This window comes from Rheinheimera sp., assembly GCF_037442345.1.
In the GTDB taxonomy this organism is placed as follows: domain Bacteria; phylum Pseudomonadota; class Gammaproteobacteria; order Enterobacterales; family Alteromonadaceae; genus Pararheinheimera.
Genome location: NZ_JBBIQL010000012.1, coordinates 34,730 through 54,834, shown reverse-complemented (window position 1 = coordinate 54,834; position 20,105 = coordinate 34,730). Strand labels below are relative to the sequence as shown.

Genomic DNA, 20,105 nt, shown 5'->3' with positions numbered 1-20,105 from the left:
CCGGCACCGCCGGGGCGGTGCTATAGTGCGCGCACCAGTGCAGAACCACAGCGAAACCACCGCATGAAAGCAGTGACACCATTTATTTATCCTATAGGCACCGTAGGCCAGCCGTGGGGCGACGCCGAAAAGTCCCTTTGGCTCAACCAGCAAAAACAGACCAAACGCAGCTACCAGCAGGACGTCGTCAGTGCATTGCAGTCTTTACCGGCCGAAGCTGAGTTGCTGCAGTACGGCCATATCGACTACAGCCGCCATCAGTTGCCCGACTATGCCCTTTATGCCGTACGCAGCAAAAACTGGCAGCCAGAGTTACCGGTTTTATTGGTGACGGGGGGTGTACATGGCTATGAAACCAGCGGGGTGCATGGGGCGCTGGCGTTTATTCAGCAGCATTTTACGGAGTTCAGTGCAAAAGCAAACCTGTTGATCCTGCCCTGCATCAGCCCCTGGGGCTATGAAACCATTAACCGCTGGAACCCGGATGCGGTTGACCCGAACCGTTCATTCAGCCCCACAGGGGAAGCGGCGGAAGCCCAGCTGGCGATGGCCTGCATTCAAAGCCACAGCGGCACTGTGCTGATGCATATTGATTTGCATGAAACCACCGACTCTGACAACAGCGAGTTTCGCCCGGCCAAAGCCGCCCGTGACGGCAGCGTCAATACCAACTGGAATATCCCCGATGGTTTTTATCTGGTCGGTGACACAGTCCGGCCTGAAGCCGGCTTTCAGAAAGCAGTGATCGATGCGGTCGCGAAAGTCACTCACATTGCACCGGCCGATGAACATGGCTGCCTGATTGGCGAAAAACTGCAGCAGTTTGGTGTGGTGAATTACCCGAAACGCAGCCTGGGATTATGCGGCGGTTTTACCGACGCCCGTTTTGTCACCACCACCGAAGTGTACCCGGACAGCCCCAACACCACCCCTGACGAGTGCAACCAGGCCCAGGTGGCCGCGGTAGTGGCTGCCATGCAATTTGCTTTGGCTCACTAACCGCCTGAAACACAAAAGCCGGCAAAGCCGGCTTTTTTATGCGGGTGATCTGCTTAGAAAGCGTACGTCACACCCAGGCTGAAATTGCGTGGTGAACCATACCCATACTGTTCAAAGAAACCAATCTGGCTGTAGTACTTCTCATCAAACAGGTTGTCGACATTCAGTTGCACAGACAGCTGCTCCGACACCGCATAACGCGCCATCAGACTGACCAGGCTGTACGAATCCTGCACCAGTTGGAATGCCCCTGTGCCGTTGTATTGCTGGTCTTCCCAGTTGACACCACCACCCACAACCAGGCCGTCGACCAGACCGGCAAAGTTATAAGTGGTAAACAGATTCAGCTTTTTGCGCGGATGGTCGGTGTTCACTTCAATGCCAGCCGCATCTTTGGCTTCGTACTGCGAATAACCAGCCGACAGATTCCATTGAGCGGTCAGGTTACCAATCACTTCCAGCTCAAAGCCTTCGCTTTCCACGCCCTGAGCAGCCACATAAATCATTTCCAGCGGGTTATCCGGGAAAGGCACACCTGTGCTTTGCGCCAGATTGTCCTGCTCAATTTTAAAGATGGCGACAGAAGTTTGCAGGGCACCGTCCATAAAGGAGCTCTTCAGGCCCAGCTCTGAGTTGGTGCCTTCCACCGGGTCCAGCGTGTTTTTGTTCACGTCACGCGCCTGCTGCGGCTTGAAAATTTCGGTCTGGCTGACATAGAGGTTGTGCTCTGGTGTCAGCTGATACATCAGGCCGACATAAGGCACAAAAACACCACTGTCGCCGTAGTTTTCCGCTGTTGGGTTCCAGTTAAAACCCACCCGCTCCCATTTGGATACACGGGCCCCGGCAATCAGTTTCACATCGTCGGTGATCAGGAAGCGGGTAGCCGCATAATAACCATCCTGCTGGGTTTCCAGATCCACCTGCGCGGCACCTGTGGCAGAAAACTCTGGTTGTGGGTATGTTGCGCCTGTCCACTCAAAGAAATTGCCAACCGGAATAAAAGCCGAGGTTTGAGCGAAAGTTTCAGTGTACGCATCCTGCTCACTGGTCAACGCGCCCACCACAAATTCGTGAGTGCGGCCAAAGAGTGAATAATCGCCTTTTAACTGAATATCCCAGCTGCTTTGTTTGCTGTAACCCGAGCTTTTGTACGGCCATGGGCTTAACCCCAGACCCGTGGTTTTATCCAGCGTGCCATACACGTAGAGTAACTGGGTGTCAGCCGTGTTTTTCAGGTGGTTGTAACTGATTTTGCCCTGCCAGCCATTGCTGAAGTTATGCACCAGGTTGGCGAAGGTGTTGGTGTTGCTCGACTGCCAGTAAGTCCAGTCTGCCGACGTGGTCACTGAGGTATCCCAGTCCGTTGGCGTGCCGTCACTGAACCAGGCCGGTAAACCACCCCAGGTTGAACCTGCAGGGTCATTGTCCTGGTAGCTAGTGCCAAAGCTTAATGACGTCTTGTCCGTCAGGTTGGCGTCGATAATGCCGTACAGCACTGTTTTATCGTCTTCGACTATATCCATAAAGGTATCGCCGACTTCTTTTTTCGCAACCAGACGAAAACGCAAGTCACCATTGCTGTCCATGGCATTGGCCACATCAGCAGTCACATAACGCTGGTTCCAGCTGCCGATGCCAGCATTGACATACCCCTGCAGCTCGGTGGCGTTGGCATGTTTACGCACCAGGTTAATGGACGCTGATGGGTCCCCGGCACCTGTTAACAGGCCCGTAGCGCCACGCACCACCTCTATCCGTTCATAAATGGACACGTCAGCCACAGTTTCGCCGGAATCCCCCGCCAGTGACCAGGCCAAAGGCACACCGTCAATCTGGTATTTGTCGATATCAAAACCGCGTGCGCTGAACACATTACGGGTGGTATCCAGCTGCTTGGCAGACACCCCCACTGTTTGGGCAACCACTTCATTAATGCCGCTAAAGCCCTGATCGATAATACGTTCTGCCGTGATCACCGTGACAGACTGAGGGGTTTCCAGCAGGCTCAGGCCTAAACCTGTTGCCGTATCAATGTTCTCATTGATGGTGTATTTGCCCACCACCTCAATGCGTTCAACATCCTTTTCAACATCAGCATCCTCTGCGGCCACAGTCGCCAGGCTGAACAGTGCCATTTGGGTGGCAACAACTAAAGGTAACTTACGGAATTTCACGGTGTTTGACATACAAGATCCTCCAATTGCGGCGGATCATACACAAATGCAAACCATTATCAAATGCGGATGAGATAAATTGTTATTTCTTTACTGCGCATTTTGCCAGGTTAACTTGTATTTAACGAATCCGCCCCCATCACTGTACAAATAACCTGCCTGAAGGAGAGCCTGATGCGTCAGCTCCATATTGATTTAGTATCGGACATTGCCTGCCCCTGGTGTGCCATTGGGTATGCGCGGCTGCTGGAAGCCCTGCAGCAACTGCAAGGAAAAGTGCAGGTTACACTGACCTGGCGCGCCTTTGAGCTCAACCCGGACCCGGCGCTGCAACCTGAACCTATTTTGCCGGCCCTGGCCCGCAAATATGGCCGCAGTGAAGCCGAAATGGAACAATCCCAGCTGCAGCTGATGGACATCGCCAAAGGCCTGGGGCTGAATTTCTCCGGCATGCAGCGGCGTTACACCACCAACACCTTTAACGCCCACCGTCTGGTGAAATGGGCCGCCGCCTTTGATAAGCAGAGTGCACTGAAACTGGCGTTATTCGACGCCTATTTTGGTCAGGCCGAAGATGTAAACAACCCGGCTGTGTTGCTGAATGCAGTGCAGGTGGCAGGCCTGAACCCGGCCCAGGCCCAGCAAGTGCTGGACAGTGAGGCCTATGCCGATGACGTGCGTGCTGAAGAGGCTAAGTATCAAGAGGCCGGAATTCAGTCGGTGCCCGCTTTTATTATTAACCAGCAGTACCTGATCTCCGGCGCCCGTGAACCCGAAGTGCTGGCGCAGGTGCTGGAACAGATTGCGGCAGAAATCACAGAGTCGTGACACCGGCCTAATCGTCGCGGTTTTTCACATCCAAAAGTTCGATCTCAAACATCAGGTTGGCATGCGGCGGGATGCTGCCCACCTGACGTTCGCCATAGGCCAAAGCCGCCGGTACCCAAAGCCGGCGTTTGCCGCCTGCCTTCATGCCCTGCAAACCCTGCACCCAGCCCTGAATCACTCTGTTGTTACTCAATACCACTTCAAACGCTTCACCATGCCGCCAGGACGAATCAAATTCAGTACCGTCTTCCAGCCAGCCGCGGTAATGGGCGGTGATCAGCGAGCCTCGTTTGGCGGCTTTGCCATCACCCAGCTGCAGATCGTCAATCTTTAGTTCAGCGGTCATCAGGCTTAACCGGCGTTCAGACTGGTGGCAATACGGTCGCGCAATTGCTGCAATTCTGTGCGCAACCTGACCAGTTCGCCCAGCTCCATGCCGCAGGCCGTACCAATTTGCTGCAGTACAACAAAAGCCTGTTGCTGCAGGGCTTTGCCTTCTTTAGTCAGCTTAATTTCCAGAGCGCGCTCGTTGTCCGGAATACGCTGGCGGGTTAACAGGCCCTGCTGCTCCAGCCGTTTTAACACCGGGGTTAAAGCGCCCGACTCCGTGATCAGCCGTTCCGCAATGTCTTTTAAGCCAATGCCGTCTTTTTCCCACAGGATCAGCATCACCAGGTATTGCGGATAGGTCAGCCCCAGTTTTTCCAATAAAGGTTTATAGGCTTTGGTCATCATCAGCGACGCCGAATACAAGGCAAAACACAACTGATTGTCCAGGTGCAGCGCTGCGGGCTGTTCCAGAGGTAAACACTGATCTGACATGGTCAAAATCCGCTAAATTCAGGTCTGGCAAGGGTAAAAGATGCCACTGGGGCATGGCAAGTTAAAAAACGGTCTGACTTGCCTGTTACAGAAAAAAGTCAGTTTGGTCGCTTGGGGCATGTATAGTAGCAACACCAGCACCACAGCGAGGACAGATGGATGATAAAGCTCCTGTTCGTGTTCAGTTTTTTTTGTTTCAGCGCGGCCCTGCAGGCTGGAGAATCAGTGCGGCTGCGTTGGTGTCTGGATCATTTCCCGAATTTTCATGAATTTAATACATCAGGCAGCAAAGCCACTGGCCCTGGTGTCGACTTTATGCAGGAGCTGGCACGCCGGGCTGGTGTTGACCTGGAAATGAGCACCAAAACACCCAGCAAGCGTTGCCTCAAACTGATGGAAAGTGGCGAAGCCGATCTGATGATGAACCTGGTGCTGTCGCCAGCCGGACAAAATTATATGTGGATGTACAGCTATGCCGGACGTTTCCCGGACGCCGCCTGGCAACGTTACAACGATCAACGCCCACTTCCGTTGCTGGCCTCCCTGGGTAACTTTACCCTAGTGACAGTGCGGGGCTATGGCCTGCACCCCAAAGTACGGGCTGTGGTTGATGCCATGCCAGAGCGGCAAAAAGTGCTGGCCCCTTCTGCGGAACTCGCGCTGCGTATGGTGGAAAAAGGCCGGGTGGATCTCGCGCTGTTGCCCAGTGAGCTGGCCAGGGCCGCTATCCAGAAACAACCAGAGCTGCACAACCTGCTCAGAAAGAAGCTGCTGCCTGTTGCAGCAGACGATACCCAAACGGTGTACCTGGGTTTTGCGAAAAATAGCCCTCACCCGCAATTACGCGAGCGCATACAGCAAAGCCTGGACAGTTTGCTGCAGGACGGTTCTATGGAGCACTGGTTTGGTGACATGATGCTGATCCGCCCCCAATCCGTTGAATACTAAGAAATAATGGCTTGATACCAAAGGAAGGCCTTAGTAAAGTTACATTTTTTCAACATAACGCAGGGAATACAGAGCGTGAAAATGCTATCGCAGCGGGGTATCCGCTGGCCTTATCAGACTATGACATTAACAAGCATCAAACAGGGATGGCGGGTGCTCAGTGGAGCCGGTCGTTTCGTGATATGTAGCCTGTTTGGTTTGTACCTCACAGTGATCATCGTCAACAGCAGCAAACTGAACAGCCTGCTGATGCTCAGCAACATTCCTGTCTTCGGCCTGATGTTGCTGCAGTACCTGCACAGTCGCGGCCATCCGCAGTTTGACAGTGCCAGCCTGACTGAAGAGCTCCGGCTGGACAACGGGCAGATCTGCATAGGCCCTTTTGTGTTTCCGGATACAGTGCGCAAACTGGTGATAGGACGAAAGGATATTCAAGGGCCGGGCTTTTTGCAGCTGGCCTGGAATGGTGGTGAACAGTGGTTGTTTCCGTTGGAAGAAATCCCGGCCGTGCGGCATTTCTTCCGCCAGCACGCCCCGCAGATTGAATTGATTCACGAATAAAACGGGTGGCTTGTGCCACCCGTTGTTTGTCAGAACTGCAGCCGCTTAACCTAACCAGCGGTTCAGTAATCCGGCCTGCCAGGCCCAACCCGCAATGCAGGCCACCACCAGCAAACTCAGGTAGAGACCTGCATTGCTTTTTTGCTCATAAGGGTCAGTTAGGGTGCGGCTGGAACCTGCAGGCAACAGCGCCAGCGCCGTCAGTTTAGTGCCAAAAGGAATACTCAGCTTGGCATTGGTATTCAGTGCCCAGCCATTGGCATCCAGCAAAGGTGCCAGGTTGCGCTCCCGCAGTTTAAACCAGGCCAGCAGCATGGCCGGGCCAGAAATCACCAGTGCTATCCCCACCAGTGCCAGTGGCATTTGCCACCAGCTCAGACCGAGGAAACTGCTGAACACTGTGGCCAGCGCTGTGCCCAGGGCACCCAGGGCCAGGCCAATAGCGGCAAAAATACCGGCAAATTTAGCCACATCAAAGGGTGCTGCCGGTTTGGTCGCAGTTTCGGCCACTTTGGCAGCGTCGCCGACGCCTGCCGCACTTTTCGTTTCAATTTCTTTGTCTTTGCTGGCGGCAAATTTCTGGATCTGTTCAGAAATCATCCGGCCAATCCGGCGATAAGGCGTAAAAAAGGCTTCGCGGATACTGATAGGGTTTTCAACAATACGGCTGACAGTGGCGTCCCAATCCTGACCTTTGCTGTCGTAATAGACCCCGTTGCGCCCAACCATCAGATTACCGGCATCCCCGGCTGTCATCGCCGCCACCATGGATTTTTTCTCAGTGCTGCCCTGACGGCTGCAGTCCATATACAAAAGGTAAGCACCGGACAAACCGGCCACTTTGGCGTGTTTCGCCGCGTCATGCACGTCAATGCATAAATCACAGCTGCGACCGTCAATATAAAGCCGGCCATTCTGGAATATGGCTGGCTGTTTTAAGCTGTAGAAATTCTGCAGGTTGACAAAGTTATGCAACAAATCCCGCAGGTAACGCTGGTAGCGGATCAGCTTATCCACCTCCAGCACCGCCTCCGCTTCTGCTTGACGGGCTAAATCCTGCGCTATTAATGCCGTCGCATCGGCCAGCACACTGTCATCCAGACAGGCCCGTAACACCGACATGTCCAGTGCCGCGACCGGGCTTTGCGGCTCAGCCGCTTTCCAGTCCGCATAAGGCTGCAGCGAGTCTTTCAACTGCTGCCATTTGGCGGCATTAATTTCTTTGGCTGTTTTCCACACCGGCTTGGCCAGCACTGCCAGACGAGCCAGTTTGTCTGCCCAATAGGGGTGGACACCGGCTGTTAATGGCAATACAGCCTCGGCACTGATGCGCGCCAGTGGCAAATGGCTGGCGTCTGCGCTGTCAGCACTTAATAACTGGCGGGATAACGCCGCATAATCAGCCAGGGCCGCATTCAGCGGTTCAGTGGCATTGGCGTCATAAGCGGCCAGCTGACAACGGGTAAAGAAGTCGGCCACTTTGGCATCCAGCGCCTGCACCAGTTGATACAATTCTGCGGTGTGTTCTCCTGCCACTGCAGCCACAGTGTCCGCTGCATCCAGCCAGCCCGTATAGGCCCGGCCTGCAGCCACAAACTGGTCAAGCAAGGGTTGGTCCATACCGGCCACGCCACTGCGGTCCTGCACTGTCCAGCCACAGCTTTGCACTGCGCCAATCAGCTGGCGCAGGCTGTCTGTGGCTGCCAGTTCAGCCGTGATGACACCATCGCCGTTAAGCTGATCGGGTGGAAATACGGTCGCCATATCCGCAGTGTCCGCCACCGTCAGTGCCGACGCCGCTGTTTTGCCAAGATTAGTCAGCATACGCTGGGCTGAGGCCAGTAATTTCCGCCCTTGCTCCGTGCTGTCGTCAATAGCGCTGAGTGGCAATTCATCGCCGGACAGTAAGACAGCCGGATGCTTTAATACAGACAAAGCCCAACGGACTGCACCTCGTACTTCATCAATACGAACCTTGCCATCCTGGTCGCTGTCCAGATAACTCAGGGTGCGTTCGTCAAACTCCAGCCCTTTAACCGGGCAGCTCAGCGCCGCCCATAATTTGGGGTCCAGTTCGTGCAAATGCTGCCAGTCTTCAATTTTATCCAGCCGAACCTGATCAAAACCGCCTGAACGGAAAAAACGCCACTGATGTGCCATACCCGCATCTCCTTGTCATCAAAACCAGGCCTGAAATGCAGGCTCCGGAGGGTTTCGCTAAATATTTCATGCTTTTGCAGAGCCAGCAAGCTGAAATCCGGCCAAAGCAACAAGCCGCTGAGCGCCGCACTTGCAGCCAAAGCAATTGCGCGGCAGACTGAAAGCAACCATTCTGCGGGGAACTCCAATGACAATAACAATCCCGTTTTGCTACAGCCTGCTCGCTTTTGCTTATATCTGGTTATCCCGCTCCGGAGAGTTCCCGCTCAGCTTTCTGCTGAAAATACTTCCGCTTTTACTGCTCAGCGGCTGGCTGATTAAAAGCCGTGTGACACAGCCATGGCTGTTGGCTGCTTTAGGTTTTTCCATGCTGGGAGACGTATTGCTGGCCTGGGACGGCGAGCGTCTTTTTGTCGTGGGTCTGGCGGCCTTTTTACTTGGCCATCTGAGTTACCTGATGAACCTGCGGCCCTTCCGCCGGTGTTACCCGCTGCTGTTACTGCCTTACCTGGGCTTTGCTGCCTTGGTGTTAAGCCTGATGTGGCCACAACTTGGCGCAATGGCGGTGCCGGTCTGCATTTATATGGGGGTGATCCTGAGCATGTCGTTCGGCACCTGGTGCTCAGGCCGCGCCACTCCCTGGCTGATTGCAGGTGGCCTGCTGTTTATTATCTCCGACAGCCTGATTGGTCTGAACAAGTTTTATCAGTCCATTCCTTACGCGGGCAGCTGGATTATGCTGACCTACTACGCGGCTCAGTTTGCCTTGGTGAAAGGTTTTTTAAGCAGCCCCACACGACCATAAGCTGTACAGCCATCCCCTCCAGCCTGGTATCGCAACGCCGGCCCGGACATCGATCCCCCAACGCCGGCCCGGACATCGATCCCCCAACGCAGGCAACGAAAAGCAACAGCGGCCCCCCTCAGGGGCCCTGTGCCGAAAACCTGCTCACCCTTTCACCTCAGGATCCGCACTGAAGTTTGCTCTGGATCAGCATTTGTCATCTGCGACAGGCGCACAATGCCGCCAGTTTGAGAAATCAGGAGAACCACATGCATAAGGTTTATTTGCCGCAAAACGCCCGTTCCAGCCAATACCTGCTGGCCGAACTGCCACTGTGTAACGAACTGCTCAGTCATTACCCCGACCTGATCAGCTGCTACCAGGCGCTGAGCCAGAGTTTCTTTCAGCACTGCCAGCAGCAAGGCCTGCACCACTGCTACTTTATCGCCAATGACAAAGTGCCGGTGGTGCGTTACCTGCCTGAAGCACTGACAGTGCAGACCCAGGACCAGATGCTGTTTTTCTACAACCCGTCCTATCATGAAGGCCAACAAGCCTACTTTGACAGCCAGTACCGAGCGCGGAAAATCAGCTTGTTGTTGCTCAGTGCGGGTGACGAAATCCGCACCCATGCCGCCACTTTTCACAATGCAGTGCGTCAGGCCTTGCTGGGTTTCAGGGAAAGCCTGCCCAGCCTGAATGCAGGCCTGAAACTGCGTGATCACCAGCATATAGGGTACGACCTGTTTGCCCGGCAAAAAGGCCATGACCAAAGCTACGGTTACAAAATGCGGGCAGTGCCCAAACGTTATGAAAGCCGCAACTGCCTGCTGCCGGCACAGTATCACCAAATGAACTACGCCGTGATCAGCCTGCCCTTTAACCGGCAACTGCGCCAGGCCCTGACCCTGGAACATGAGACACTGGCCAGCAGCAGTGTGCTGGTGCCTGCGCTGGAACAGCTGTTTTTTCAGCAGGTCACAGCCCAACATCTGAAGCTGGCCGCCCTGGTGGCCGACGGCCGTACCCCATTGGTGCGCAACTTTCAGTCCGACAAAGAGCACGTCAGCAAAGAACTGCGGCTGCTCAGCTTTGACACCAGCAACACAGACCCGATGCTGCAGTGCTACTGGCAACCCGAGCTCTGCCCGGACACAGTGCATTTATTGCTGATTGCCGATGACAGCCAGTTAACAGAAGGAGGCTATGCCCGTTTTCTGCAGCGGGTCGAGGAATGCATGAAACAACTGGTTCGTAAGCTGATGCTGAATACTGAAAAGCAGGACGTACAAATCCGCTTCCATCAGCACATCAGTTACTGGTTGTAATGGGCGCAGTGGGCCAGCGTCACAGCTGGCCCCGTCAGGAGTTTTCTGCCAGCACAGGCTCAACCTGGTACATGGTAAAGCCATGGCGGCCACTGCGTTTCACGCTGTACATGGCCGCATCCGCTTTTTCTATCAAATCAGCGATCTCGCTGCCGTGATGCGGGTAAATGCTGATGCCAATGCTGGCTCCCAGGTTGTAGCTCTGGCCGTCAATCTGCACCGGCAACTCCAGCAGCTCAGACAGTTTTTCAGCCACCAGATTCACACCAGCCGGGTGATCGAGCTGTGTCGCAATCACCAGAAACTCATCGCCGCCCACCCGGGCGCAGACGTCTGTGCTGCGCATATGCTGCCGCAGTCGCCGCGCAACTTCCTGCAGCACAGCGTCACCGGCTTTATGGCCGGCCTGGTCATTAATGGGTTTAAAGTTATCCAGGTCGATATAAAACACCGCCAGCAGCTGATGGGGTCTGTTGGCCAGCAACAACACCTGTTCAAACAGGGCGTCGACATACCGTTTATTGTTCAGGCCGGTCAGCGGGTCTTTGTAAGCCATTTCCAGCGCTTTGGATTCCGACTCGATCAGCCGTTTATGAAACAACGCAAACACAGCACTGAGCAGGCACAGGTACATCCCCACCACCAACACAGTGCCCAGCCAGAACGCCTGAGTGCGCCAGTCACTGTAGAGCACCAGCGACACCGGCTCAAACAGGAACCAGTGCACGGCCCTTAATACCGCAAACAAGGCGATACAGCGACGGATCAGCAACGGCACGGCCAGCTCGCCTTTGAATACAATAAAAGCCAGCATCAACAAGGTGACACTGTTGATCAGACCCAGCACCAGACCCGACAACCAGGGCGACCACTGCAGCAGGTAAGCCACCAGCAAAAAGACCAGGCCAGCCAGCACCAATCCGCTGTATAACCAGGGCTTGAACAGGGAACCAAAAAAAGCACTGGCCCCCAACAACAGCAATAATTTCTCGCTGAGTGACAACAAACTGTACGCCAGTTTGGCGCCTTCAGAATCAAACTGATAAACCCAGACATACACCAGACGGGAACAGAACGCTGCCAGTATAGCCAGAGCCCACCAGCCACACCCCGGGTTAGTGCGCGGCACCTTGCGGGCCACTAACATCAATACGAAAAACAGCAGGTAAAGCGCACAGCCTACCGCGTGAACTATTTCGAATGCCATATAAAACCTGAGTGAGAACCAGCTGAAGATCAACCCGTTTTGGCAACGGTTCGCGCCTGTGACAACCAGGCCCGGACTTCAGTGTAGTTCAGGCTTTTTGCTCCGGAGTTAGTTTTCCAATAGATCTTGTATGCTGCGCGCAATTTAATCTACATTGTGTAGTAATTAAAATAGAGCAGGGATCGGCGGTGCCTCAGGAAAAATTTATCGGCGAACTGGAACAGATGCTGCTGTTATGCATTTTGCAGCTACGCGACCAGGCCTACGGAACGCAGATCCGCCTCTGTCTGGCTGAACAAGCAGGGCGCAATCTCAGTATTGGTGCGTTGTACACCACGTTGGAGAGGCTGGAACAAAAAGGCATGCTCAACTGCCGCCAGGGCGAGGCCACTGCCGAGCGCGGAGGCCGGGCTAAAAAATACTTCTCCGTCACAGCAGACGGTGTACAGGCACTGCAGCGCAGCAAGCAGGCTTTGGATAACTTATGGCAGGGTATTGTGCTGGGAAGCCCTGATACCGGCAACAGGAGTGCCAGCTGATGCAACCCATGAAAAAAACCGCGTCCCCCCCAATACCACCAGGCCCACTGCCACCTCATCTGCAACCGCCCCTCCTGAGTCAGTTGCTTTTAGAGTGGCTGCTGCCCGAATTCATACAAGAAGCCATTCTGGGTGATCTGCAAGAAGAATTTATTTTACGCCAGCAACAAAGCCGTAGCCAGGCCTGTTGGTGGTACCGCCAGCAATGCCTGCAAACGGCCTGGCATTATCTGCTGAAAACGAAAGGAGATTTGTTGATGTTTGTGCTGAGCCTGTTGTCTTTTGTGGTGTTAAGCGGTTGGGCTATGTGGGTGTCTTCGCCTGATGACCCACTGGCATTTTATGACTTTGTGTCGCTGGTACTGATAGTTCCGACTTCGCTGATGTTCGCTGTAGGAGCGACATCCCGTCAAACGCTGCGTCAGGCTCTTGCTTTGTTAGTGGACAGCAGGCAACCACTGTGCGCCCAACACTACCGTCAGGCCGGGCATTTTTTTGACATCATGGGACAAAGCGCGTTGCTGATGGGAATCTTCAGCACGCTGATTGGCGTGATCGCCATTGCCAACAATTTGACCGCTGCCGAATTTGCCAGCGCATTTGGTCCAGCGACAGGCGTTTGTCTGCTGACCTTACTCTACGGATATGGCCTGAAAACCCTCTGTTATGTTGCAGCGCAAAAAGTAAGGTTCAGGGCAGAACAGGCAAGTCCGGCCGCGGATCCAGTTTAACGGCCACAGCAGCCGGCAAAATTTATGGCTGTCGGCTGTTTAACGCCTGCCAGTTGCCTTGCTTGTCGCGCTGCAGTATCACAGCAACAGGCCTGGAAGGGCAGCATCGGGCGTCGTCCGGGCCATAGTCCATGCCGAAAATTTTTATCTGGTCATCTGAAATTTTTTCAAAACCACTGATTGGGGAGTTGGCACTGGGCATGCCTTTCATCCGAATAACAGGCGATGACGCTTTGGCGTTCACAAACAAGCCACCGACATTTTTTTCCACCAGCGTCAGCTGATAAGCATAAGAACCGCTGCCGCCGTAACAGCCCAGATCGGCCGCCCATAACACCAGCCAGGACAACATCTGCCCTTCGCCTTCGGTACTGGTATTCCACGGGATCAGGCCAATGAGTTCATGCTGACCACAGCTGAGCGCGTCGGCATATTTATCAGCCACTTGCCTGGCCTGTTGCTCCAGTGTCAGCATCAGCTCTGTTGTAGCATCATCCGCAGCAGTGGCGGCAACTTCTGGCACCACATGGGAAGCAATTGACGGGTCTGGTATGGCGAACTCTTGCTGCGCCGATAACGAAAAGCAAAACAATACACTGCTGAAACTACAAAGTTTGTTCATCCTGAACCTCGGCATTAGAAGTTGAGAACCATTCTCAACTTGAACGAGCGGCATTATTGCAGAATGCCGCTAAAGCACAAGATGCTTACAAAGATTTATCGTTTCACTCACACAGTCAGTGCTGTGCTGTCAATCCGCCTGCTGCTGCCACTGAAATACCTCCTCCAGCGGCACCCCAAACACCCGGGAAATTTTAAAAGCCGCCTCCAGGCTGGGGGAATATTTCCCTGCTTCGATGGCGGCAATGGTCTGGCGGGTGACTCCAATTTTTTCGCCCAGTTCAGCCTGCGTCATTTCGCCCTGCATAAAACGCAGCAACCGGATCCTGTTGGTCAGCTGTTCAGTCATAGGGCCTGCCTGCGGTAACTCAGCACCATCTGGCTGTAATGCCACAACTCACTCAGCACAATAAAAAACACTGCGGCCTGAAACTGTGGCCAGCCACTTTGCGAAAATGGCATCAGACAACCCACCAGGATCATGCCGGTCATCAGCAGGTAATAAGCGCCTTTCAGTGCGTTCGCTTCAATGGCTTTATCACGTTCGTCTTTGGCGGCTTTGGCATCCAGCGGCATCTGCCAGCGCAACCAGAGGTAACCTCCACCCAGCAATGCCAGCTGCACAGCCACTGTCAGACCATAAGCCTGCAGTTGTTGCCACAAACTGAGCTCCTGAGCGGCATTCAGCGACACCCAGACAAAATAAGGCCCAAAGGCCAGCAGCCGGGCCAGAATGGCCAGCCAGGCCGATTTCTCGCGGTAGCTGACTTGTGAATCTTCTGCGTGTTCCATAGCAGTCTCCAGTGCAATAACCAGCAATTAATGAATACTAAACCACACTCAAAGTTAATTATACTTAACATTAAGTCAAGTTTACCATTCAAAAAATTCTGGCATTACTGCAGGTTCTGAAACACCATAGCGCCCAGCTGCAGCCGCTGCACCGGCCAAATTCATCAGCGGAATTCACAAGAATTTGATTGATTAAACACAGCATTTAACTAATGCCATCTGTGTTTAAGCGCTGTACAATGGCCCGGCGCCTTGTGGCAGTGGTGGACGATAGTTCGGGTGCGCAGCAGATGAAATTCCACAAGGTTTTGATGGCCCAGCGCCAGCTCCCCCATCCGCTTTTTTTGCCCCCGAAACCGACAAGACAAGTCAGAATTCGCAGTAACAAAAATGAACGGCCTTGTCAGGCCGGCAAGCAACAGGAATAAAGAAGATGGCAGCATTTGGTAGCGTATTTATGCCAGAAATGGCACTGGCCCATTTTGATGGCAGCAGCTGGAGCGAAGGTGCTTTGGTGAGCGCCGACCGCATTCAACTGCACCCGGGCGCGCATGTGCTGCACTACGCCAGTACCTGTTTTGAAGGCTTAAAAGCCTTTCGTCACGAAGACGGCAGCATTGCTATTTTCCGCATGGACAAAAACATCGCCCGTATGCAGCAAAGCTCAAAACTGCTGTCGCTGCCAGAGTTTGACACCAACCTGCTAAAGCAGATGATTATCGACGTGGTGAAACACTACGCGGCCGACGTCCCCACGCCGCCGGGTTCTATGTATATCCGCCCGACCCATATAGGTACCGAACCGGCCATTGGTAAAGCGGCCAATCCAACCACTACGTCCATGCTGTATGTGCTGTTATCGCCTGTCGGTGATTACTTTGCCGGTGGCAGCCGCGGCCTGCGGTTGCTGATGGAAGACAACGCCCGCTGCGCACCGCATATGGGCATGATCAAAAGTGGCGGTAACTACGCCAGTGCGCTGCACCCAACGCTGCAGGCCCGTGCTCAGTACCAGGCCGATCAGGTGTTGTTCTGCCCGAACGGCGATGTACAGGAAACCGGCGCGGCCAACTTCCTGTTGATCGACGGCAACGAAATTATCACCAAAGCGCTGGACGCCTCCTTCCTGCACGGCGTGACCCGCGAGTCTATTCTGACGCTGGCGCGCGATTTGGGCATGACCGTATCTGAACGTGAACTGACAGTGGCCGAACTGCTGGAACGTGCCGCCAAACCAGGCACGGAAGCGGCCTTGTCTGGCACTGCTGCGGTACTGGCGCCGGTCGGCACCCTGATCCATCAGGGCAAAGAATACAAAGTAGGTTCGGGTGAGCCAGGTGCCACTACTGCCAGACTGCGTCAGGCACTGAACGCTATTCAGTGGGGCCAGGCCGAAGACAAACACGGCTGGCTGACGCATATCTAACCTTTCTTTTTCGGTCAGGGCGGCGGTTTACCCCACCCTGACCGCCTCAGTTGCAGCAACTGGCCCCTTTACCGGCCATTTCACGGCGGTACCGTTTGGCCAGTTTTTTCAGCCGTAGCTGGTCGCTCAGCAGCATCCACAGAGGCCAGCGCAGCGGTGACCAGAATGGCAGGGGCTCGCCTGAACGGCGCAGCATCAGCCTGGTATAGGCCATAGTGGCTAAAGCTTTTAATGGCTTTTGCTTAAACTCCAGTGCAGGCAATTCCGGCGCCAACGGCTCACCAACCTGCCAGCGCCTGGGCAAGTCCGGCTGCAGCGCCAAAGCCGTCGCAATACCCACCAGAGCCACTCCCGACTGCAGCACCTGCTCGGCCACTTCGCGCCGGCGAATTCCCCCCGTTACCATCAAAGGCATAGCTGCCACCTGCTGCAGGTCTTTGGCAAACTCGAGGAAATAAGCTTCACGCGCCAGGGTGCGGCCATCCCGGCTGTCGCCCTGCATCGCCGGGGCTTCGTAACTGCCGCCCGACAACTCAACAAAATCCAACCCCAGCGGGTTTAACCACTGCAACACGTGTTTGGCATCGTCCGCGGAAAAACCACCACGCTGAAAGTCGGCCGAATTCAGCTTCACGCTGACGATAAAGCCCTGTGGTAATTCGCTGCGCAGCCTGGCGGCAATTTCCAGCAGCAGGCGGGCGCGGTTTTCCAGGCTGCCGCCATAAAGATCGGTGCGCTGGTTTACCAAAGGCGATAAAAACTGGCTGAGCAAATAACCGTGCGCCGCATGAATTTGCACCCCACTAAAACCCGCCTGCTGCGCCAGCCGGGCCGAAGTTAAAAACTGGGTTTTTACCTGCTCGATATCATCCAGCGTCATGGCACGGGGTTTCACAAACATGTTGGAGAATTTGCCTAAATCCAGCGCCACAGCGGAGGGCGCCAGCGCAGGCTGGCCCAGATTGGTGGGTAACTGACGGCCGGGGTGGTTTAGTTGCAAAATCAGCCTGGAGCCATGTTGCTGGCCGGCACCACTCTGCACGGATTGAGCCCAGCGCTTAAACAGCGCCATATCGGAATATACGTCCAGCACCACGCCACCCGGGCCAGTTAGTGCTGTGCGGCTGACCATCACATTGCCGGAAATCAGCAAACCGCAGCCACCTTCTGCCCAGCGCTGATACAGTTCAATCAGGGCTGCTGAGGGGTTCTGACCACTGGCCGCCATATTTTCTTCCATGGCCGCTTTTACCAGCCGGTTTTGCAGCAGCACGCCACTTGGCAGATTCAGGCTTTTAAACAACATAGTGACACCTCTTGGTATTCATTTTTTTCAACCTTTATGGCAATTTCGCCCGATAAAACACACCGCGGTATAGATGGACGGGCTGGGACAAGCCCCTACACCAACGTTTCAGTCAGGTGCTGGTTGGAAAAAACCGTAGGGGCGGGTCTTGCACCCGCCCGTCTGGAATTCCAATCCAATGCAAATAAGGACGGCCTGAATTCAAGTACAACGCCAGGCACTTGCTAAGTAATTGCAGTTGCAGCAAGGCGACAAACAATCGAGTCCCCGGGAGCATAGAAACCTATGTGACTGGGGCGAAGCGCCGAAGCCAACGCTGCTCTAACCCGAATGACGACGAAGCTTGCTGCTATGGCATTCGAGTTAGAGCAAGGCGGCAAGAAACTGAGACCCCAGGAGCATAGAAACCTATGTGACTGGGGCGAAGTGCCGAAGCCAACGCTGCTATAACCCGAATGACGACGCAGACAGTGTAAAGCTTCAACCCTAGTTGAGAGTCAAGCTTTTCTATGCCAGTATCCGGCGATATTTTTCTGTTGCAGGAAGAACATCATGTACCGCATTGGCCAGCTTGCCAAACTGTTGAATGTGTCGGAATCCAAACTTCGCTTTCTGGAACAGCAAGGCGTGATCCACTCAGTGCGCCAGGCCAACGGTTACCGTTATTACAACGAAGACAACAAACAACGGCTGGAGATTATCCTCAAAGCCCAGCACATGGGTTTTAGCCTGGCGGAAATTCGCGCCGTGCAGCGCCAGCATGGCAGCAAAGAGCACCCGGTCGATTGCCAGTTGTTACTGCCGATGCTGCAACAAAAACTGCAGGAGCTGGACCAGCAAATGCAACAACTGCAACAGCAGCGCCGCGATATGGAGCAACTGGTTCAGCAGCTCACCCCTGCAGCCCCCTAACACTCAATCATCTCCCCCTGCAATCCATTTACAAAAGTTTCGCTAAATGGAACAAAGTTGGCTACGTTTAGAAGCTGCACCGCAGGCCGCATCCGAATAAAGCCGGCCCGGTGATGCAGGTTTTTACCTACCAACACCAGGGAGAACATAATGAAAACATCGGTACTTACCAGCCTTTTGCTCGTCAGCCTGCTCAGCGCCTGCTCCACCATGCGCCAATACACCATGCCGGAAGAAGCCAATTTACTCAGCGGTTCTGGCTCTTTATTGGTTTCAGAAGATAAAGCTGAAGCCTATGAAACCATCGACATCAACACACTGCTCAGCGACTACGGCTTCTCTGATATCCCTCAGCTGGCCAATACTGACCTTGGCAGCGACAAACTTAAATACCAGCGTAACGAGCTGCAAGACCGGGTGATAGCGGCGTCCAACCAGAAATGTGGCATGTACCTGCGGGTGCTGACCTCATCCAAAGCGCAAACTCAGCTGGGGTGGGGTGGATTAGCCACGCTGTTAAGCGGGGCTGCGGCAGTGGTAACACCTGCCACTACAGCCAAGGCTCTGGCGGCGGGCAGCACTGTGTCCAATGGTATTTTGTCGCAATACAACGAAGCCTACTTTAACAACCTGGCCATAAACGTGATTTCGTCAGGCATCACCTCACAACGTGAAGGCATACTGCAGCAAATTAATAGCAAAAGGCAGCAAAGCCTGGTGGAGTACCCGGTGAACCGAGCCATTGCCGACGCCGTGCAGTACCACGCCGTCTGCAATATTATCAGCGGCCTGGAAACGGCGGCTGTGGCCACCCGCAATATGAACAGCCAACCCCCGGCCCCAGCTGTTGATCAGGACGGCCAGCCTCAGCCAACCACCAGTCCGGCAGTGATAAAAATCAACTAACGGCCAGCAACGACAACACAGATACGGCAGAGCCTTGAAGCCAAACCAGCTATGAATGTAGCTTTTTTGGCTTCAACTTTAGGAGTATCAGAAAGCGACAAGAAACACCTTGTGCACCCGATGCCCCTGTTTTAACTTTATTGGCATCATTCAGAACAGATGGTTTTTGGGAGGCTCTGATATGAAAACTTTGTATCAGTACGCAATAGTAAGGTTTTTACCTCATGCTGAGACGGGCGAATTCGCCAATGTCGGCATAGTGCTGTGCGCCCCCGACCACACTGTATTTGAATTCCGCCTGGCTCCAACCCGCTTTGCCCGCATCACAGACTTTTTTGAAGATGTGCAAGGCAAGCTGTACAAGACCGCCATCGACACAGTGCAGCAAGAGCTGAAACGTCTCCATGCCTATATGGCCACGTTACAACCAAAAGAATTAGTAGCGACTATGCAGGAATTAGTGCGGCCACGCGAAACGCTGGTGCGTTATTCAGACCTGCGCACTATGTATATCGACAAAAAACCAGCCGAACTGGCGGACCAACTGTTTGAACAACTGGTGCACCGCACTTTTCTGACCGAAGCGTATCAGGAACAACTGTTGGTAAAAGCCATTCGCGCCCAACTGAAAACAGAAAAGCTGACTCATTTTAAACAACAGCAACTCACCGGCCGTTTTGATGAAATCACCCTGCCGCTGGTTGCAAAAACGAACGACACTTTTGTTATTCGGCCGCTGGCCTTTCAGCATAAAAATGCCGGAAAAATTCTCGACCACGCGCAAACCTGGCTGGGCCGCTTTACCCGTTTAGAGCAAGACAATGTGCTAAAAAAAGACCATGTACTGCTACCGCTGCAAGCCCCCATTCAAACCGATAGAAAACTGGCCGGAGCCTTTGCCGAAGTGCAACGCGAGTTTGATCAATTAGGCCTGCACACCATTGCCCATAACGACCACAAAGCCATTACTGCTTTTGCCAGGCACGCATTAACGGCAGATGGATTTCAACTGATTCATTAAGTAGTGATGGCGGAACCAAAAACCGCTTGAGCTTTCT

21 protein-coding genes are annotated in these 20,105 nt (G+C 54.0%); 12 read left to right on the top strand and 9 right to left on the bottom strand.

Translation table 11 applies throughout. The features are described from left to right. The first annotated feature begins 63 nt into the window (after positions 1-63). Entirely contained in the window at positions 64-999 is a 936-nt protein-coding gene (locus WKJ04_RS08940; protein WP_337880112.1) for a M14 family metallocarboxypeptidase, read from the top strand. Positions 1,000-1,052: 53 nt separating this feature from the next. Here WKJ04_RS08940 and WKJ04_RS08935 read toward each other — a convergent pair whose 3' ends face one another. Then, positions 1,053-3,188, bottom strand: coding sequence for a TonB-dependent siderophore receptor (locus tag WKJ04_RS08935; RefSeq protein ID WP_337880111.1), 2,136 nt, complete (start codon positions 3,186-3,188; stop codon positions 1,053-1,055). Between the two features lie 162 nt (positions 3,189-3,350). On the opposite strand from WKJ04_RS08935, the gene WKJ04_RS08930 reads away from it, so the two are divergent. Continuing rightward, entirely contained in the window at positions 3,351-4,004 is a 654-nt protein-coding gene (locus WKJ04_RS08930) for a DsbA family oxidoreductase (RefSeq protein WP_337880110.1), read from the top strand. A 7-nt stretch (positions 4,005-4,011) separates the two neighbouring features. Here the strand turns inward: WKJ04_RS08930 and WKJ04_RS08925 are convergent, their stop codons facing one another. Together WKJ04_RS08925 and WKJ04_RS08920 are read right to left on the bottom strand one after the other, a co-directional pair. Then, entirely contained in the window at positions 4,012-4,350 is a 339-nt protein-coding gene (locus tag WKJ04_RS08925) for an FKBP-type peptidyl-prolyl cis-trans isomerase (RefSeq protein ID WP_337880109.1), read from the bottom strand. 5 nt (positions 4,351-4,355) lie between these two features. Further along, positions 4,356-4,826 carry a MarR family transcriptional regulator gene (locus WKJ04_RS08920; RefSeq protein WP_337880108.1) on the bottom strand — a complete coding sequence of 157 codons (471 nt, stop codon included), beginning with the start codon at positions 4,824-4,826 and terminating at the stop codon, positions 4,356-4,358. 159 nt (positions 4,827-4,985) lie between these two features. Between WKJ04_RS08920 and WKJ04_RS08915 the strand changes: the two genes are divergently transcribed. After that, complete coding sequence (locus WKJ04_RS08915; RefSeq protein WP_337880107.1) at positions 4,986-5,774, top strand: transporter substrate-binding domain-containing protein; 789 nt, start codon at positions 4,986-4,988, stop codon at positions 5,772-5,774. Between the two features lie 75 nt (positions 5,775-5,849). Further along, positions 5,850-6,335, top strand: a complete 486-nt coding sequence (locus WKJ04_RS08910) for a hypothetical protein (protein ID WP_337880106.1) — start codon at positions 5,850-5,852, stop codon at positions 6,333-6,335. 45 nt (positions 6,336-6,380) lie between these two features. Here WKJ04_RS08910 and WKJ04_RS08905 read toward each other — a convergent pair whose 3' ends face one another. Beyond that, positions 6,381-8,495 (bottom strand): hypothetical protein, encoded by a 2,115-nt coding sequence (locus WKJ04_RS08905; protein WP_337880105.1) that lies wholly within the window; start codon positions 8,493-8,495, stop codon positions 6,381-6,383. 187 nt (positions 8,496-8,682) lie between these two features. Here WKJ04_RS08905 and WKJ04_RS08900 point away from each other — a divergent pair, with 187 nt between their 5' ends. Continuing rightward, complete coding sequence (locus WKJ04_RS08900; protein WP_337880104.1) at positions 8,683-9,300, top strand: lysoplasmalogenase; 618 nt, start codon at positions 8,683-8,685, stop codon at positions 9,298-9,300. Positions 9,301-9,548: 248 nt separating this feature from the next. Further along, entirely contained in the window at positions 9,549-10,607 is a 1,059-nt protein-coding gene (locus WKJ04_RS08895; RefSeq protein ID WP_337880103.1) for a DUF3083 family protein, read from the top strand. A gap of 34 nt (positions 10,608-10,641) precedes the next feature. Here the strand turns inward: WKJ04_RS08895 and WKJ04_RS08890 are convergent, their stop codons facing one another. Continuing rightward, positions 10,642-11,814, bottom strand: a complete 1,173-nt coding sequence (locus WKJ04_RS08890; protein ID WP_337880102.1) for a GGDEF domain-containing protein — start codon at positions 11,812-11,814, stop codon at positions 10,642-10,644. Between the two features lie 188 nt (positions 11,815-12,002). On the opposite strand from WKJ04_RS08890, the gene WKJ04_RS08885 reads away from it, so the two are divergent. Further along, a complete protein-coding gene (locus WKJ04_RS08885) occupies positions 12,003-12,353 on the top strand; it encodes a PadR family transcriptional regulator (protein WP_337880101.1) in 351 nt (116 codons plus the stop codon). Further along, entirely contained in the window at positions 12,353-13,084 is a 732-nt protein-coding gene (locus WKJ04_RS08880) for a MotA/TolQ/ExbB proton channel family protein (protein WP_337880100.1), read from the top strand. The genes WKJ04_RS08885 and WKJ04_RS08880 overlap by 1 nt, the downstream gene beginning before the upstream one ends. Before the next feature lie 22 nt (positions 13,085-13,106). Here WKJ04_RS08880 and WKJ04_RS08875 read toward each other — a convergent pair whose 3' ends face one another. The 3 genes from WKJ04_RS08875 to WKJ04_RS08865 all read right to left on the bottom strand — a co-directional run bounded on the left by WKJ04_RS08875 (position 13,107) and on the right by WKJ04_RS08865 (position 14,497). Beyond that, positions 13,107-13,706 carry a hypothetical protein gene (locus WKJ04_RS08875; protein WP_337880099.1) on the bottom strand — a complete coding sequence of 200 codons (600 nt, stop codon included), beginning with the start codon at positions 13,704-13,706 and terminating at the stop codon, positions 13,107-13,109. A 129-nt stretch (positions 13,707-13,835) separates the two neighbouring features. Further along, the gene (locus tag WKJ04_RS08870) at positions 13,836-14,054 is read right to left on the bottom strand and encodes a helix-turn-helix transcriptional regulator (RefSeq protein ID WP_337880098.1); all 219 of its coding nucleotides are present in this window, start codon (positions 14,052-14,054) and stop codon (positions 13,836-13,838) included. Next, positions 14,051-14,497, bottom strand: coding sequence for a hypothetical protein (locus WKJ04_RS08865; RefSeq protein WP_337880097.1), 447 nt, complete (start codon positions 14,495-14,497; stop codon positions 14,051-14,053). Before WKJ04_RS08865 ends, WKJ04_RS08870 begins: the two co-directional genes overlap by 4 nt. A 433-nt stretch (positions 14,498-14,930) precedes the next feature. Between WKJ04_RS08865 and WKJ04_RS08860 the strand changes: the two genes are divergently transcribed. Next, complete coding sequence (locus WKJ04_RS08860; protein WP_337880096.1) at positions 14,931-15,923, top strand: branched-chain amino acid aminotransferase; 993 nt, start codon at positions 14,931-14,933, stop codon at positions 15,921-15,923. A gap of 46 nt (positions 15,924-15,969) precedes the next feature. Here WKJ04_RS08860 and WKJ04_RS08855 read toward each other — a convergent pair whose 3' ends face one another. Then, the gene (locus tag WKJ04_RS08855) at positions 15,970-17,229 is read right to left on the bottom strand and encodes an NADH:flavin oxidoreductase/NADH oxidase family protein (RefSeq protein WP_337880095.1); all 1,260 of its coding nucleotides are present in this window, start codon (positions 17,227-17,229) and stop codon (positions 15,970-15,972) included. A gap of 552 nt (positions 17,230-17,781) precedes the next feature. On the opposite strand from WKJ04_RS08855, the gene WKJ04_RS08850 reads away from it, so the two are divergent. From WKJ04_RS08850 to WKJ04_RS08840, 3 genes are all read left to right on the top strand, one after another. Next, on the top strand, positions 17,782-18,141 hold the full coding sequence (locus WKJ04_RS08850; RefSeq protein ID WP_337880094.1) for a MerR family transcriptional regulator: 360 nt from the start codon (positions 17,782-17,784) through the stop codon (positions 18,139-18,141). A gap of 150 nt (positions 18,142-18,291) precedes the next feature. After that, positions 18,292-19,047 (top strand): hypothetical protein, encoded by a 756-nt coding sequence (locus WKJ04_RS08845; protein WP_337880093.1) that lies wholly within the window; start codon positions 18,292-18,294, stop codon positions 19,045-19,047. A gap of 181 nt (positions 19,048-19,228) precedes the next feature. Further along, a complete protein-coding gene (locus WKJ04_RS08840; protein WP_337880092.1) occupies positions 19,229-20,068 on the top strand; it encodes a DUF3037 domain-containing protein in 840 nt (279 codons plus the stop codon). The last annotated feature ends 37 nt before the right edge of the window (positions 20,069-20,105 follow it).